The 14404-nt window shown below is 59.4% G+C and carries 15 protein-coding genes; 10 read left to right on the top strand and 5 right to left on the bottom strand.

All coding sequences use genetic code 11. The annotated features are described in order from the left end of the window. The first annotated feature begins 26 nt into the window (after positions 1–26). From ICA15_RS19190 to ntrC, 4 genes are all read left to right on the top strand, one after another. The gene (locus ICA15_RS19190; protein WP_210554347.1) at positions 27–539 is read left to right on the top strand and encodes a DUF4124 domain-containing protein; all 513 of its coding nucleotides are present in this window, start codon (positions 27–29) and stop codon (positions 537–539) included. After that, positions 536–1159, top strand: coding sequence for a DUF4124 domain-containing protein (locus tag ICA15_RS19195; protein WP_210554348.1), 624 nt, complete (start codon positions 536–538; stop codon positions 1157–1159). The genes ICA15_RS19190 and ICA15_RS19195 overlap by 4 nt, the downstream gene beginning before the upstream one ends. A 231-nt stretch (positions 1160–1390) precedes the next feature. Then, positions 1391–2476, top strand: a complete 1086-nt coding sequence (glnL, locus tag ICA15_RS19200) for a nitrogen regulation protein NR(II) (RefSeq protein ID WP_150604020.1) — start codon at positions 1391–1393, stop codon at positions 2474–2476. Further along, positions 2473–3909, top strand: coding sequence for a nitrogen regulation protein NR(I) (gene ntrC, locus ICA15_RS19205; RefSeq protein ID WP_150604021.1), 1437 nt, complete (start codon positions 2473–2475; stop codon positions 3907–3909). Before glnL ends, ntrC begins: the two co-directional genes overlap by 4 nt. 548 nt (positions 3910–4457) lie before the next feature. Here ntrC and ICA15_RS19210 read toward each other — a convergent pair. Further along, positions 4458–4895: a hypothetical protein gene (locus ICA15_RS19210; protein ID WP_150604022.1), complete on the bottom strand. Its 438-nt coding sequence runs from the start codon at positions 4893–4895 to the stop codon at positions 4458–4460. Here ICA15_RS19210 and ICA15_RS19215 point away from each other — a divergent pair. Further along, a complete protein-coding gene (locus tag ICA15_RS19215; protein WP_003220777.1) occupies positions 4894–5349 on the top strand; it encodes a tRNA (cytidine(34)-2'-O)-methyltransferase in 456 nt (151 codons plus the stop codon). The two genes, ICA15_RS19210 and ICA15_RS19215, sit on opposite strands and share 2 nt — an antisense overlap. Before the next feature lie 182 nt (positions 5350–5531). Here the strand turns inward: ICA15_RS19215 and secB are convergent, their stop codons facing one another. The 3 genes from secB to ICA15_RS19230 are packed head-to-tail and all read right to left on the bottom strand — an operon-like array spanning position 5532 to position 6744. Further along, on the bottom strand, positions 5532–6017 hold the full coding sequence (gene secB, locus ICA15_RS19220; RefSeq protein WP_042557206.1) for a protein-export chaperone SecB: 486 nt from the start codon (positions 6015–6017) through the stop codon (positions 5532–5534). A 57-nt stretch (positions 6018–6074) separates the two neighbouring features. After that, positions 6075–6329: a glutaredoxin 3 gene (gene grxC / locus ICA15_RS19225; protein WP_007909231.1), complete on the bottom strand. Its 255-nt coding sequence runs from the start codon at positions 6327–6329 to the stop codon at positions 6075–6077. Between the two features lies 1 nt (position 6330). Then, a complete protein-coding gene (locus ICA15_RS19230; RefSeq protein WP_042557204.1) occupies positions 6331–6744 on the bottom strand; it encodes a rhodanese-like domain-containing protein in 414 nt (137 codons plus the stop codon). Positions 6745–6897: 153 nt separating this feature from the next. Here ICA15_RS19230 and gpmI point away from each other — a divergent pair, with 153 nt between their 5' ends. The 5 genes from gpmI (at position 6898) to ICA15_RS19255 (ending at position 13662) form a co-directional block, all read left to right on the top strand. After that, a complete protein-coding gene (gene gpmI, locus ICA15_RS19235; protein WP_150604023.1) occupies positions 6898–8427 on the top strand; it encodes a 2,3-bisphosphoglycerate-independent phosphoglycerate mutase in 1530 nt (509 codons plus the stop codon). Positions 8428–8680: 253 nt separating this feature from the next. Beyond that, on the top strand, positions 8681–9985 hold the full coding sequence (locus ICA15_RS19240; protein WP_150604024.1) for a murein hydrolase activator EnvC family protein: 1305 nt from the start codon (positions 8681–8683) through the stop codon (positions 9983–9985). A 34-nt stretch (positions 9986–10019) separates the two neighbouring features. After that, entirely contained in the window at positions 10020–11339 is a 1320-nt protein-coding gene (locus ICA15_RS19245) for a S41 family peptidase (RefSeq protein ID WP_150604025.1), read from the top strand. A gap of 2 nt (positions 11340–11341) precedes the next feature. Continuing rightward, a complete protein-coding gene (locus ICA15_RS19250; protein WP_210554349.1) occupies positions 11342–12118 on the top strand; it encodes a divergent polysaccharide deacetylase family protein in 777 nt (258 codons plus the stop codon). Positions 12119–12237: 119 nt separating this feature from the next. Continuing rightward, on the top strand, positions 12238–13662 hold the full coding sequence (locus ICA15_RS19255) for a Vps62-related protein (protein WP_210554350.1): 1425 nt from the start codon (positions 12238–12240) through the stop codon (positions 13660–13662). Here ICA15_RS19255 and ICA15_RS19260 read toward each other — a convergent pair. Further along, the gene (locus ICA15_RS19260) at positions 13643–14398 is read right to left on the bottom strand and encodes a substrate-binding periplasmic protein (RefSeq protein WP_210554351.1); all 756 of its coding nucleotides are present in this window, start codon (positions 14396–14398) and stop codon (positions 13643–13645) included. The genes ICA15_RS19255 and ICA15_RS19260 overlap by 20 nt on opposite strands. Between the last annotated feature and the right edge of the window lie 6 nt (positions 14399–14404).

The following is a 14404-nucleotide window of genomic DNA, read 5'->3' on the forward strand; positions in this document are numbered from 1 at the left end:
AATCTCATTGTTGATCGGTCGATTCCATGGGTCGTGGTTTTCTATTCCTGCTGCTGGCAATCGCTCTGCCCGCCCACGCGCAGATCTACAAATACACCGACGCCAACGGCCACACGGTGTACAGCGATCATTCGCCGGACGGCGTCGACGCGCAGCCGGTGGAGTTGCCGCCGCTCAACCGTGTCGAATCGCAAACGCCGAGCACGCCGCCACCCGTCGAGACGGACAACCCCCAGCCTGAGCCCAATGCGTATGAAGTGCTGGAACTGACCGGCCTGCCCACTGAAGAAGCCCTGCGCGCCAACAACGGCACCTTCACCGTCAATGTGCTGATCAAGCCGCGCCTGCAAACGCCGCATCAATTAAGGCTGGTTTTGGACGACGAGCCTTACGGGCAGCCGAGCAACGTGCCGATCCTGCAACTGGTGAATATCGATCGCGGCGAACATCGTCTGGCGGTGCAGGTGATCGATGGCGAAACGATCGTCCAACAGAGCCCGCCAGTAGTCTTCACCGTTCAACGGGTGCACAAGCCATGATCCGCGCATGGCTGATCGCCGTGCTGGCCATGACGGCACTGCACGCCTCGGCCGAGGTGTTCACTTATATCGACGCGCAAGGCAATCGTGTCTACACCGATCAACCACGCGGCAACGCCAAGCGTGTGCCGCTGGCCACCAGCAATCGCATGCCGGCTAACCCAACGGCTACTGCGCCGATGACCACCGCGAAAAAATCCCCGGAACAACCACCGTTTCATTACGACATGCTGCGCGTTCTGGTGCCCGAGCCTGACGCGACCATTCGCAGCAGTGCCGGTGAGCTGATTGTCAGCATCACCAGTGAACCTCGCCTGCAAAAGGGCCATTTTTATCGCTTGCTGCTGGACGGCAAGGCCACGGGCGAGCCCGGCGTCAGTCCGGTTTTTCCGTTGAGCAATATCGACCGTGGCAGCCATAGCCTCTCGGTGGAAATCCTTGATGCTCAGGGCCGCACCGTCGAGCGCACCGCCAACCAACCCTTCCACATGCTGCGCATCTCGCTCGCGCAAAAACGCCAGGTCAAGCCCTGCACCACAGAGGACTACGGCGTGCGCCCCGAGTGTCCGCTGAAAGACAAACCCGAAGAGCCGAAAAATCCTTTCCTGCGTTTCTTCTAACGCCATTCAGCTTTGCGCACTATATTGGTGCAATAGGTTGCACCGTACTCACATTCCATCCCATTTTGGTTCGAAACTTCCCGATCAAGCTGGCAGAACGCCACGCAAACGAGCGTCAAACGCCCGTTTCAGGGGTTGAACGCTTCTTTTCGGAGCCTTGGTTTGGTTTTTGCATTTTCCATCTACACACGCTTGTTTCTTGCGCACGCTCCGCCCCCAAAAGAGGCCTTGATGACTATTAGCGACGCAATCCCACGCTTGCTGCTCGACAACCTGACCACTGCCACAATCTTGCTTGATGCCGAATTGCGCCTCGAGTACATGAACCCGGCAGCGGAGATGCTGCTGGCCATCAGCGGTCAGCGCAGCCATGGGCAGTTCATCAGTGAGCTGTTCACCGAGTCTGCCGAGGCGCTCAATTCGTTGCGCCAGGCCGTGGAACAGGCGCACCCGTTCACCAAGCGCGAAGCCATGCTCACCGCCCTCACCGGTCAGACATTGACGGTGGATTACGCGGTGACGCCGATCCTCAGCAACGGCGCGACCCTGCTCCTGCTGGAGGTCCACCCGCGTGACCGCCTGCTGCGGATCACCAAGGAAGAGGCGCAGCTGTCGAAGCAGGAAACCAGCAAGATGCTGGTGCGCGGCCTCGCCCATGAGATCAAGAACCCGCTCGGCGGCATCCGTGGCGCCGCGCAATTGCTGGCCCGCGAGCTGCCGGAAGAAAGCCTGCGCGATTACACCAACGTGATCATTGAAGAGGCTGATCGCCTGCGCAATCTGGTCGACCGCATGCTGGGTTCGAACAAGCTGCCGTCGCTGGCCATGTGCAACGTTCACGAAGTGCTCGAGCGCGTCTGCCATCTGGTCGAAGCCGAAAGCCAGGGCTGCATCACGCTGGTGCGCGATTACGACCCAAGCATTCCCGACGTGTTGATCGATCGCGAGCAAATGATCCAGGCCGTGCTGAATATCGTGCGCAATGCGATGCAGGCGATAAGCAGTCAGAACGAGCTGCGTCTGGGCCGCATCAGCCTGCGTACCCGGACCATGCGCCAGTTCACCATCGGCCACGTCCGCCATCGTCTGGTGACCAAGATCGAGATCATCGACAACGGCCCGGGCATTCCTGCGGAACTGCAGGAAACCATTTTCTTTCCCATGGTCAGCGGCCGCCCGGACGGTACCGGGCTGGGCCTGGCCATCACCCAGAACATCATCAGCCAGCACCAGGGTCTGATCGAATGTGACAGCCATCCAGGCCACACCACGTTCTCGATCTTTCTGCCACTGGAACAAGGAGCCACATCGACATGAGCCGTAGTGAAACCGTGTGGATCGTCGATGACGACCGTTCTATCCGTTGGGTTCTGGAAAAGGCCCTGCAGCAGGAAGGCATGACCACCCAGAGCTTCGACAGCGCCGATGGCGTGATGAGTCGCCTGGCCCGTCAACAGCCGGACGTGATCATCTCCGACATCCGCATGCCGGGTGCCAGCGGTCTGGACCTGTTGGCGCGGATTCGTGAGCAGCACCCACGGCTGCCGGTCATCATCATGACCGCTCACTCCGATCTGGACAGCGCTGTTGCCTCCTATCAGGGCGGTGCATTCGAGTACCTGCCAAAGCCGTTTGACGTTGATGAGGCTGTCTCGCTGGTCAAGCGCGCCAATCAGCATGCGCAAGAACAGCAAGGCCTGCAGGTCGTGCCAGCGCTGACCCGCACCCCGGAAATCATCGGCGAAGCGCCGGCGATGCAGGAAGTGTTTCGCGCCATCGGCCGCTTGAGTCACTCCAACATCACCGTGCTGATCAACGGCGAATCGGGTACCGGTAAAGAACTGGTGGCCCACGCCCTGCACCGTCACAGCCCGCGTGCGGCCTCGCCGTTCATTGCGCTGAACATGGCGGCGATCCCCAAGGATCTGATGGAATCAGAGCTGTTCGGCCACGAGAAAGGCGCGTTCACCGGAGCGGCCAACCTGCGTCGCGGACGCTTTGAACAGGCCGATGGCGGCACGCTGTTCCTCGATGAAATCGGCGACATGCCAGCCGACACCCAAACTCGTTTGCTACGGGTGCTGGCCGATGGCGAGTTCTATCGCGTTGGCGGTCATGTGCCGGTCAAGGTTGACGTGCGGATCATCGCCGCGACTCACCAGAATCTGGAAACCCTGGTGCATGCCGGGAAATTCCGTGAGGACTTGTTCCACCGCCTCAACGTGATCCGCATCCACATTCCGCGCCTGTCGGATCGTCGCGAAGACATCCCGACGCTGGCCCGACACTTCCTCAGCCGCGCTGCGCAGGAACTGGCGGTGGAGCCGAAGTTGCTGAAAAGCGAGACTGAGGAATATCTGAAGAACCTGCCGTGGGGCGGCAACGTGCGCCAGCTGGAGAACACCTGCCGCTGGATCACGGTCATGGCGTCCGGGCGCGAAGTGCACATCAGCGACTTGCCGCCAGAGTTGCTCAACCTGCCGCAGGACTCGGCGCCAGTGACCAACTGGGAGCAAGCGCTGCGCCAGTGGGCCGATCAGGCGTTGGCGCGTGGCCAGTCGAGCCTGCTCGACAGCGCGGTGCCGGCGTTCGAGCGGATCATGATCGAGACGGCGCTGAAGCACACCGCCGGGCGCCGACGTGATGCCGCGGTGCTGTTGGGCTGGGGGCGAAATACCCTGACGCGCAAGATCAAGGAATTGGGGATGAAGGTCGATGGTGGGGATGATGATGAGGGGGATGAGGGTTAATCAGCCTTTGGGTCTTCGCTGACAGAGACATCCAATCGCGAGCAGGCTCACTCCTACAGTTGACTGTGTGGGGTTCACAATCATGTGAACACCTCAAATCTCTGTAGGAGTGAGCCTGCTGGCGATGCTTTTTGAGTCTACATGCACCGCATCAATGCACGATGACCCGCAACCGGGCACGGCAGGCGTTTCAAAATCCCGTCTGAACTAACCGAAAGTCCAGCGTCAAAACCCTTCAAACCTCCGGAAAACGGGGGTTTTGTATATCCGTAGATATTTCCTGTTTCAAAATGCGAAAACCTGGCACGTCCCCTGCAATACCTCTCACAGGTGATTCGTTTCACCACCCGTTTCGGGGACCTTGGTACAGGCAGGCCGGGGATTCCCCTCTTTACATCGGGCTCACACCGCAACGCGGCGAGCTCACCCTTTTGGGATCCTTGGTACAGGCAGGCCGGGGGTTCCCTCTTTACACCGGACTGACGCTTTGAGCGAAGTCCAGCCTTTTGGGAACCCTGATACAGGCAGGTCAGGGATTCCCGCTTTTATTACTCGCGCAGATGGATCTGCAGCCGCCAGCGGTCATCGACCTCGCTGCCGGCCCAATCTCCCTGCAGCGGCCGCGCCGCCAGCACCGTCAGCAACAATCCGCCGTCACTCATTCGCGTACGCCAATTCACATCCTTGCCATTGAGCTTGAACTGGCCTTTCTGCGCCCGCCCATCCGCCTGAAACAACAGCGCCACCGTGCCGTCGATGATCTCGCCGTGCAGTTTCGGTTCGTTGTTGAACCACACCACCAGCCCACCGTCGATCACCTCGACCTGCTGCAAAACGGTTGGATCCGGCGTGGTCAGGCGACCGATCATCAAACCGATCATCAAACCGACAATCGCCAGCGAACCGATCACCCGCGGGAATAGTTTCGAACGCGAGTCCGCTTGCGGCGTAGAATGCGCGTCATCTTTACCTTCGGAGCCGTGCATGTTTCACGTCATCCTTTTTCAACCAGAAATTCCGCCGAATACCGGCAACGTTATCAGGCTGTGCGCCAACAGCGGCTGCCACCTGCATTTGATCGAACCGCTGGGCTTCGAGATGGACGACAAGCGCCTGCGCCGGGCCGGTCTCGACTACCACGAATACGCCACGCTGCAACGCCACGCCGACCTCGCCAGCTGCCTGGAAAGTTTAGGCAATCCACGCCTGTTCGCGTTCACCACCAAGGGTTCGCGGCCGTTTCATGATGCCGCGTTCGTCCCGGGCGATGCGTTCATCTTCGGCCCGGAAAGCCGAGGCTTGCCACCAGAAGTGCTCGACGCCCTGCCGGCCGAACAGCGCCTGCGCCTGCCGATGCGTGAAGGCTGCCGCAGCCTGAACCTGTCCAACACCGTGGCAGTGGCCGTGTACGAAGCGTGGCGGCAGAACGACTTTAAATAACACCGCAGCGGATCTATCAATCCTCTGTAGAAGCTGCCGAAGGCTGCGATCTTTTGATCTTGTTTTTCGGGGATCAAGATCAAAAGATCGCAGCCTTCGGCAGCTCCTACACGAAGGTTTCGTTTGCCCCATGAAAAAAGCGCCGTTTGAAGGCGCTTTTTTCATGGGGCGTTACTCACCGTTTACTGAACGGTTGGCGTCTCGCCGCTTTCCTGCATGCGCTGCAGCTCTTGCGCGTACAGGGCGTCGAAGTTCACCGGAGCCAGCATCAGCGCCGGGAACGAACCGCGGGTTACCAGGCTGTCCAGGGTTTCGCGAGCGTACGGGAAGAGGATGTTCGGGCAGAACGCACCCAGGGTGTGGCTCATCGAAGCCGCGTCCAGGTTCTTGATCAGGAAGATACCGGCCTGTTGCACTTCAGCGATGAAGGCGACTTCTTCACCGTTTTTCACGGTAACGGACAGGGTCAGTACGACTTCGTAGAAATCACCTTCCAGTTCTTTCTGACGGGTGTTCAGATCCAGACCGACCGCCGGGTCCCACTGCTGGCGAAAGATCGCCGGGCTTTTCGGGGCTTCGAAGGACAGGTCGCGTACGTAGATGCGCTGCAAGGAGAATTGCGGTGCGGTTTCTTCTTCGCTGGCTGCAGTGTTCTGTTGGTCAGTCATCTCAGATCCTTTCTGATCTTGGGTCTTTTAGGGAGTGCTGTACGTGGGTGCAGCCGTTCAGGCCTTGAGCAACGCGTCGAGCTTGCCGGCGCGTTCCAGGGCGAATAAATCGTCACAGCCGCCGATGTGCTTGCTGCCGATCCAGATCTGCGGCACAGACGTGCGTCCGGCTTTCTGGGCCATTTCGGCACGCACCTGCGGCTTGCCATCGACCTTGATCTCTTTGAAGGCCACGCCTTTGTTCTCGAGCAGGTACTTGGCTCGCGAGCAGTAAGGGCAGTAATCGCTGGAGTAGACGATGACTTCGCTCATATCACTTCACCAGCGGCAGGTTGTCGCCTTTCCAGCTGGAGATCCCGCCGGACAGCTTGGCGGCGGTAAAGCCGGATTTCATCAGTTCGCGGGCGTGGGTGCCGGCGGTCTGGCCCAGGGCATCGACCAGAATGATGGTCTTGGCCTTGTGCTTTTCCAGCTCGGCGACGCGTGCGGCCAGTTTGTCCTGGGGAATATTCACCGCGCCAACGATGTGGCCGGCAGCGAAATCCTTGGCTGTACGAATGTCTACCACCACGCCTGCATCTTTGTTGACCAGCGCGGTCAGCTCACCGGTGCTCAGGCTTTTACCGCCGCCCTGCATCGTGTGCGCCAGCAGCAGAGCCAGCAGTACGACGAAGATACCGACAAGAATGTAGTGGTTAGTGGCAAATTCAATCAGGTGAGCAACCATCGAAGGAGGTTCCAGGGCGTTAAAATGTCGGCCAGTATACACAGCCACTATGGTGGGCCAAACCCCGTCCGGCGGTGACGCGGTCGGAACTTCGCTTTAAACTCCAACTCCCTTTTCCATCGCCCTCTTCTTTATCAGCCACGAGTGGATTCCATGACTACCACGCCTAAACCTTTGGTCCTGATCATTCTCGACGGCTTCGGTCACAGCGACAGCCCCGAATCCAATGCCGTTTTTGCGGCGAAGAAGCCTGTGCTGGATCGCCTGACGGCCAACCAGCCGAACGGCTTGATCTCGGGCAGCGGCATGGACGTCGGTCTGCCGGACGGCCAGATGGGCAACTCCGAAGTCGGCCACATGAACCTCGGCGCCGGTCGTGTGGTGTATCAGGACTTCACCCGCGTGACCAAATCGATCCGCGACGGCGAGTTCTTCGAGAACCCGACCATCTGCGCCGCTGTGGATAAAGCCGTGGCTGCCGGCAAAGCCGTGCACTTCATGGGCCTGCTGTCGGAGGGCGGCGTGCATAGCCATCAGGATCACCTGATTGCCATGGCCGAACTGGCCTTCAAGCGCGGCGCCGAAAAAATCTACCTGCACGCTTTCCTCGACGGCCGCGACACGCCGCCCAAAAGCGCCGCTTCGTCGATCGAACTGCTCGATGCGACGTTCCAGGCACTCGGCAAGGGCCGCATCGCCAGCATCGTCGGCCGCTACTTCGCCATGGACCGTGACAACCGCTGGGATCGCGTGGCCCAGGCGTACAACCTGATCGTCGACGGCAACGGCGAATTCAACGCTGCCACCGCTCAGGAAGGCCTGGACGCCGCTTATGCCCGTGGCGAGAGCGACGAATTCGTCAAAGCCACCACCATCGGTGAACCGGTCAAAGTCGAAGACGGTGACGCCGTGGTGTTCATGAACTTCCGCGCCGACCGCGCCCGCGAGCTGACTCGCGTTTTCGTCGAAGACGATTTCAAGGACTTCGAGCGCGCGCGCCAGCCAAAACTGGCCGGTTTCGTCATGCTGACTCAATACGCCGCGAGCATTCCTGCGCCGTCGGCATTCGCTGCGGGCAGCCTGGAAAACGTGCTGGGCGACTATCTGGCGAAAAATGGCAAAACCCAGCTGCGCATCGCTGAAACCGAGAAATATGCCCACGTCACTTTCTTCTTCTCCGGCGGCCGTGAAGAACCGTTCCCGGGCGAAGAACGCATCCTGATCCCGTCGCCAAAAGTCGCCACTTACGACTTGCAGCCGGAGATGAGCGCGCCGGAAGTGACCGACCGCATCGTCGACGCCATTGAAAACCAACGCTACGACGTGATCGTGGTCAACTACGCCAACGGCGACATGGTCGGCCACAGCGGCGTGTTTGACGCGGCAGTGAAAGCGGTTGAATGCCTGGACACTTGCGTCGGGCGCATCGTCGAAGCACTGGACAAGGTGGGTGGCGAAGCGCTGATCACCGCTGACCACGGCAACGTCGAAAAAATGGCTGATGAAGAAACTCACCAGGCGCACACCGCACACACCACCGAGCCGGTGCCGTTCATTTATGTGGGCAAACGCGATCTCAAGGTCCGTGAAGGCGGCGTACTGGCGGATGTGGCGCCGACCATGCTCAAGCTGCTGGGTCTGGAAAAACCGGCGGAAATGACCGGGACTTCGATTCTGGTCTGACCCGACTCGCCAAAACACCGCAAAACCCTGTGGGAGCTGGCTTGCCAGCGATAGCAATCTGACAGCCAACAGCTATGTTGAATGTTCAGACGCCATCGCTGGCAAGCCAGCTCCCACATTGGTCTAGGGTGGTTTCAAAGATTATTTGCAGCTGTATCTCCGGCCAGTTATCACACAGCCCCAATTGGGCGTTTTTTTTGCGGCCTCGGGCGGGCATACTAGGCCGTCCATTACCCTGGTGCCGCCCGCCCCTATGCTTCGCGTCCTGATTGCCCTCGCTCTGACTTGCCTGCTCCAACCGGCCTTCGCTGACGAGCGCGCGCAAACCCAACAACAGTTGGACGCCACGCGTCAGGACATTGCCGAGCTGAAAAAGCTGCTGAGCAAGGTTCAGGAAGAAAAGTCCGGCGTACAGAAAGAGCTCAAGGGCACCGAGACCGAGCTGGGCAAGCTGCAGAAGCAGGTCGATGCGCTGCAGAAAGAACTGCAGAAAAGCGAATCCGAGCTACAGCGACTCGATGCAGAGAAAAAAAAACTCCAGAGCGCGCGCACTGAACAACAACGACTGATCGCCATCCAGGCCCGTGCGGCCTATCAGAACGGCCGTCAGGAGTACCTCAAACTGCTGCTCAACCAGCAGAATCCCGAGAAGTTTGCCCGCACCCTCACCTATTACGATTACCTGAGCCAGGCCCGCCTGGAGCAGCTGAAAAACTTCAACGAAACCCTGCGCCAATTAGCCAATGTCGAAAAAGACATCGGCTTGCAGCAGGCGCAGTTGCTGGTCCAGAAAAGCGACCTCGACACCCGCCGCGACGAGCTCGACAAGGTTCGCAAGGAGCGCCAGCAAGCCCTCGCCAAGCTCAATGACGACGTGAAGGCCCGCGACCAGAAACTCGCCGCGCGCGAGCAGGATCAGGCAGACCTGTCTAAAGTCCTCAAAACCATTGAAGAAACCCTGGCCCGTCAGGCCCGTGAGGCAGAAGAAGCGCGACAGAAAGCGCTGATCGCCCAGCAGGAAGCGGAAAAAAAGCGTTTGCGTGAGGCGCAAGCCCACGCGGATACAGAATCGGACACCAGCGACGCCCCACGAAAGCCTGTCAAATCGTCTCCCGGCGCGCTGGTTTCCAGCAGTGGCGAAACCTTTGGTGGAGCTTTTGCGGCAACCCGGGGAAAACTTCCATGGCCGGTTGATGGTCGACTGCTGGCACGCTTCGGTGAAAGCCGTGGCGACGACGCCCGCACCAAGTGGGATGGCGTGATGATCAGCGCCTCCGCCGGCAGCCAGGTGCATGCCGTCCATGGTGGGCGCGTGGTGTTTGCCGATTGGCTGCGCGGCGCCGGGTTGCTGGTGATCCTCGATCACGGCAATGGTTTTCTGAGTCTTTACGGTCACAACCAGACACTGCTCAAGTCGGCGGGTGACGTGGTTAAAGCCGGTGAGTCCATCTCCACTGTCGGTAACAGTGGCGGCCAGGACACATCAGCGCTGTATTTCGCAATTCGTCAGCAGGGTCACCCGAGTGATCCGGCGCAATGGTGCCGCGCGCAAGGATAGGCGTTGAGTCACCAACATTAGGAGTTCGTTCGACATGCTGCATTTGTCCCGCCTTACCTCGCTGGCCCTGACGATCGCCCTGGTGATCGGCGCGCCTCTGGCGTTCGCCGCTCAACCGGCTCCGGCCGTCGCTCCGGCAGGCACAGCTGCGACCTCCAAGGCCCCGCTGCCGCTGGAAGAGTTGCGCACTTTTGCCGAGGTCATGGACCGGATCAAAGCCGCGTACGTCGAGCCGGTGGACGACAAGACCCTGCTGGAAAACGCGATCAAGGGCATGCTCAGCAACCTTGATCCGCACTCGGCCTACCTCGGCCCTGAAGACTTCACCGAGTTGCAGGAAAGCACCAGCGGTGAGTTCGGCGGTCTGGGCATTGAAGTCGGCGCCGAAGACGGCTTTATCAAAGTCGTCTCGCCTATTGATGACACGCCAGCGTCGAAGGCCGGCATTCAGGCTGGCGACTTCATCGTCAAGATCAACGGTCAGCCGACTCGCGGCCAGACCATGACCGAAGCCGTGGACAAGATGCGCGGCAAGATCGGCCAGAAAATCACCCTGACTCTGGTGCGCGACGGTGGCACGCCATTCGACGTAACCCTGGCGCGCGCCGTTATTCAGGTGAAAAGCGTCAAGGCGCAGCTGTTGGAGTCGGGCTACGGCTACATCCGCATCACTCAGTTCCAGGTCAAGACCGGTGATGAGGTCTCCAAGGCCCTGGCGAAGATGCGCAAAGACAACGGCAAAAAGCTCAACGGCATCATTCTCGACCTGCGTAACAACCCGGGCGGCGTGTTGCAGGCAGCGGTGGAAGTGGTCGACCACTTCATCACCAAAGGCCTGATCGTCTACACCAAAGGCCGGATCGCCAACTCCGAGCTGCGCTTCTCTGCCACCGGCAAAGATGAAAGCGAAGCGGTGCCGATGGTCGTGCTGATCAACGGCGGCAGCGCCTCGGCGTCGGAAATCGTCGCCGGTGCCCTGCAGGATCAGAAACGTGCGGTGGTCATGGGCACCACCAGTTTCGGCAAAGGCTCGGTACAAACCGTGCTGCCGCTGAACAACGACCGCGCACTGAAGATCACCACCGCGTTGTACTACACACCGAATGGCCGTTCGATCCAGGCTCAGGGCATCGTCCCGGACATCGAAGTGCGCAAGGCCAAGATCACCAGCGAGGCGGACAGCGAATACTTCAAGGAAGCCGATCTGCAAGGCCACTTGGGCAACGGCAACGGCGGCGCCGACAAACCAAGCGGTTCCGCAGGCAAGGCCAAGGCCATGCCGCAGGATGACGATTACCAACTGGCCCAGGCCCTGAGCCTGCTCAAAGGCCTGAGCATTACGTCCGGCCGTTGAGGATGTCTTTGCGTTTCGTCTTCGTTCTGTTGTGCTGTCTGGCGGGTGCTGCTAACGCACAACCCGCCAGCTCAACGCCTCACAAAGCCTACCTGACGCTGATCATCGACGACCTGGGGCAAAACCTGCCCCGGGATCGCCGTGTGCTGGCCCTGCCCGGGCCGGTGACCGCCGCGATCATGCCCGACACCCCGCACGCCACCGAGTTTGCCCGCGAAGCCCACAGCGCCGGCAAGATCGTCATCCTGCACATGCCGATGGATCCGGCTACCGGACCTTACGCCTGGCATCCCGAACTGCCGATCGAAGAACTCGAAAAACGCCTCAACGCCGCTTTCAAAAGGGTCCCCTACACCGCTGGCATCAATAACCACATGGGCAGCCGCATGACCGCGCAACCCGTGGCCATGGCGTGGTTGATGGGCGAGTTGCAGCGCCGTCACAAGTTCTTCGTCGACAGCCGCACCAGTGCACAGACCGTGGCCGCCCAGCAGGCGCAGAAAATTGATCTGGCGAGTGTTTCGCGGGATGTTTTTCTTGATGACGAGCGCACTGAAGCTGCGATCTTCACGCAGTTGCAGACGGCAATCAGTCTGGCGCGCAAACAAGGTTCAGCCGTAATGATCGGCCATCCATACCCACAGACCCTGGCAGTGCTGGAACGCGAGCTGCCCAAACTCAAAGCCCAGGGCATCGAGTGGATCGACATCAAGCAGATGATCAGTTTGCGCAGCAATCGCGCCATGGCCGGGCATGGCAAGGACGGCGTGTACCGGTAACACCCTGTCACGTTATCCAATACATAGTTACCACCAGGTGCCTGGCGCACTTGCAGATAGTGAGACCTGCAACAGGTCGCGACTCCCCCTGAGTCGCTTTTCTACTATCAGGAATAACGATGACTGCTCAAGACAATGCCGTATTGCCCGCCAGGCAAATGGAATCCATCAAAGTCGACAACCTGTTGATCAACTTCACGACGGAGTTTCAGCGGATCCAGGACACAGCAGGTCTACGCTCCCAATCCGCAAGCTTCTGGCGCCCGATGCCCGACCCAGACCTGCTACCAGGATACTTCCCGCTAGGCGACATCGCCCTGCACAACCGAAACAACCCGAATGGCCTACTCATTACGGCCGTTGTCCGCGAGGGCGAATCTCCGGGAGAGGGGAAATCCAAGACAAATGCGCTGACTCGGCCCACCGATTTCGAACAGATCTGGAGGGATACAGGCTCGGGCTCTGTCATGCGTCTGGCTATGTGGCGGCCGATACCGCCCGAAGGCTATGTCGCGCTGGGCACTGTCTGCACCAGCGACCACGACAAACCTTCTCTCAATTCTGTCCGTTGCGTCAGGGAAGACCTCGTGGTCGGCGCAAATATCGGCAATCAGATCTGGAACGACAAAAGCAGTGGCGCCAAGAACAATTTCAGTGCCTGGAGTGTTACCCCGCGGACTGCCGCAGAGGGTGAAATCCACTTCGCACCCGGTACTTTTATTGGCGTAAAAAGCTATATAGAACCGGCCAGGCACTATGCCGCTTATGCTCTACGGATACCGATTGCGGTTGAAGTCTCATCGCCTGCAGAGGCACCGATGTTGACCACAAACCTGTCGCCCCTATCGGCAGGAGCGGAGAAGGTCACGCATGTCGTTCGCCTGCCCTGGTTCGCCGTGAGAGAACAACTTCCACCGATCGAGCAATTTCAGCAATCACCTATTTATGAGCTAAGGCGCACGGACCAGTACATGCTCGTCGGATCCGCCCGCAATGACACGGATCAAGCTCAGTCGGTCAAATGGCTGGCGCGCCCCGATCACGACCGGGACGAAATATTGAGCTACAGCGGCGAGTCGGCCCTTAAAATCGCAAAACACTGGCCAGCCCAAGTGCTTAGCGACATTCGCATGACCCGATTCTCGGCGCTCCTGCCCAAATCATTCAGCCACACAGAAACAACCTCGACTGAATGGGGCAATCCACACCCTGTAGTAGTTATCGCCATGGCAGCCAAGGGTAAATCGGTTGCGGTGTATCGAATGCACAGCTTGTACGAGTTGCTGCGTGCCGATGGCACCAAGATGGCGTTCGACACTCATTACGCCGACAACAGCAGCCTTTATATGACTGAATTCCCTGCGCAGCTGGAAGAAGTGGCACAGCATTGTCCACTACCGCTTAAGACCTCCTCGACACAGGCCCCAACAATCAATGTCGATATGACCTCTTCAGCGCAGGCCGCAACAGTCAACGTCGATATGACCGTTGAACCGGCGCCCGAATTGCCGGTGGTTCCGGTGGTTACAGATAGCGCGCCATGATGTCGTCAACGACACCTTCTTTGCGCAGTTGATCCAGAGCCGTCTGCAACCTGGTGACGATCTCATCGGAGACGTCCTTGTTCAGCGCCAGGTATAACTCGGCGCTGTTGAAGCGCAGCACGGTTTTGAGTCCGGTCACTCCATCCTGCCGCGCCAGATAACGGCCGGCAGGATCGCCCGTGGCCCACAGGTCGATCTGGCCGTTGATCAGCTTTTTCGCATTGTCCTGATCGCGCAGCACAACTACTGGCTTCAAGCCTTGCTTGGTCAGCGTCTCGGCAATCGCGTCGCCTTTATAGGCGCCGATTTTGTACTTGCGCGCATCATTGAGGGTTTCGAGGGTGATCTTGCTGTCAGCCTTGGCCAACAGGATCCAGTCGTCGGGGCCGATCGGGCCGACCCACTTGAAGAGTTTTTCGCGATCGGGCAGACGCGCCATCACAAAGGCGCCGTATCCGGGATTTTCCAGCGCCAGTTTGTACACCCGCTCCCAAGGGAAGCGCAGGGTCAGGCTGTAAGTGAGGCCGGCACGCTGGAACATCTCGCGCACGATATCGGTGGCGATACCGTTGATGTTCTCGCCTTGAGCGAAGTTCTTGCCGTTCTTCGCCATGTTGTACGGCGGGAAGTTTTCGGTGAGGAGCACCAGATCGGTGTCGGGATTGTTTTCGGCCCTGACACTGTTGATGAGCAACAAAGAAGCACTGGCGAGAACAAGAAGCAGGCGTTTGATCATGTCGGG

The sequence above is a fragment of the Pseudomonas sp. P116 genome, assembly GCF_020149425.1.
Taxonomy (GTDB): Bacteria; Pseudomonadota; Gammaproteobacteria; order Pseudomonadales; family Pseudomonadaceae; genus Aquipseudomonas; species Aquipseudomonas anatoliensis.

Excerpts from the sequence above, each read along its gene's own strand:
- ICA15_RS19190 (WP_210554347.1), top strand. The coding sequence starts at position 27 with ATGGGTCGTGGTTTTCTATTCCTGCTGCTGGCAATCGCTCTGCCCGCC.
- ICA15_RS19195 (WP_210554348.1), top strand. The coding sequence starts at position 536 with ATGATCCGCGCATGGCTGATCGCCGTGCTGGCCATGACGGCACTGCAC.
- glnL (WP_150604020.1), top strand. The coding sequence starts at position 1,391 with ATGACTATTAGCGACGCAATCCCACGCTTGCTGCTCGACAACCTGACC.
- ntrC (WP_150604021.1), top strand. The coding sequence starts at position 2,473 with ATGAGCCGTAGTGAAACCGTGTGGATCGTCGATGACGACCGTTCTATC.
- ICA15_RS19215 (WP_003220777.1), top strand. The coding sequence starts at position 4,894 with ATGTTTCACGTCATCCTTTTTCAACCAGAAATTCCGCCGAATACCGGC.
- ICA15_RS19210 (WP_150604022.1), bottom strand. The coding sequence starts at position 4,895 with ATGCACGGCTCCGAAGGTAAAGATGACGCGCATTCTACGCCGCAAGCG.
- secB (WP_042557206.1), bottom strand. The coding sequence starts at position 6,017 with ATGACTGACCAACAGAACACTGCAGCCAGCGAAGAAGAAACCGCACCG.
- grxC (WP_007909231.1), bottom strand. The coding sequence starts at position 6,329 with ATGAGCGAAGTCATCGTCTACTCCAGCGATTACTGCCCTTACTGCTCG.
- ICA15_RS19230 (WP_042557204.1), bottom strand. The coding sequence starts at position 6,744 with ATGGTTGCTCACCTGATTGAATTTGCCACTAACCACTACATTCTTGTC.
- gpmI (WP_150604023.1), top strand. The coding sequence starts at position 6,898 with ATGACTACCACGCCTAAACCTTTGGTCCTGATCATTCTCGACGGCTTC.
- ICA15_RS19240 (WP_150604024.1), top strand. The coding sequence starts at position 8,681 with ATGCTTCGCGTCCTGATTGCCCTCGCTCTGACTTGCCTGCTCCAACCG.
- ICA15_RS19245 (WP_150604025.1), top strand. The coding sequence starts at position 10,020 with ATGCTGCATTTGTCCCGCCTTACCTCGCTGGCCCTGACGATCGCCCTG.
- ICA15_RS19250 (WP_210554349.1), top strand. The coding sequence starts at position 11,342 with ATGTCTTTGCGTTTCGTCTTCGTTCTGTTGTGCTGTCTGGCGGGTGCT.
- ICA15_RS19255 (WP_210554350.1), top strand. The coding sequence starts at position 12,238 with ATGACTGCTCAAGACAATGCCGTATTGCCCGCCAGGCAAATGGAATCC.
- ICA15_RS19260 (WP_210554351.1), bottom strand. The coding sequence starts at position 14,398 with ATGATCAAACGCCTGCTTCTTGTTCTCGCCAGTGCTTCTTTGTTGCTC.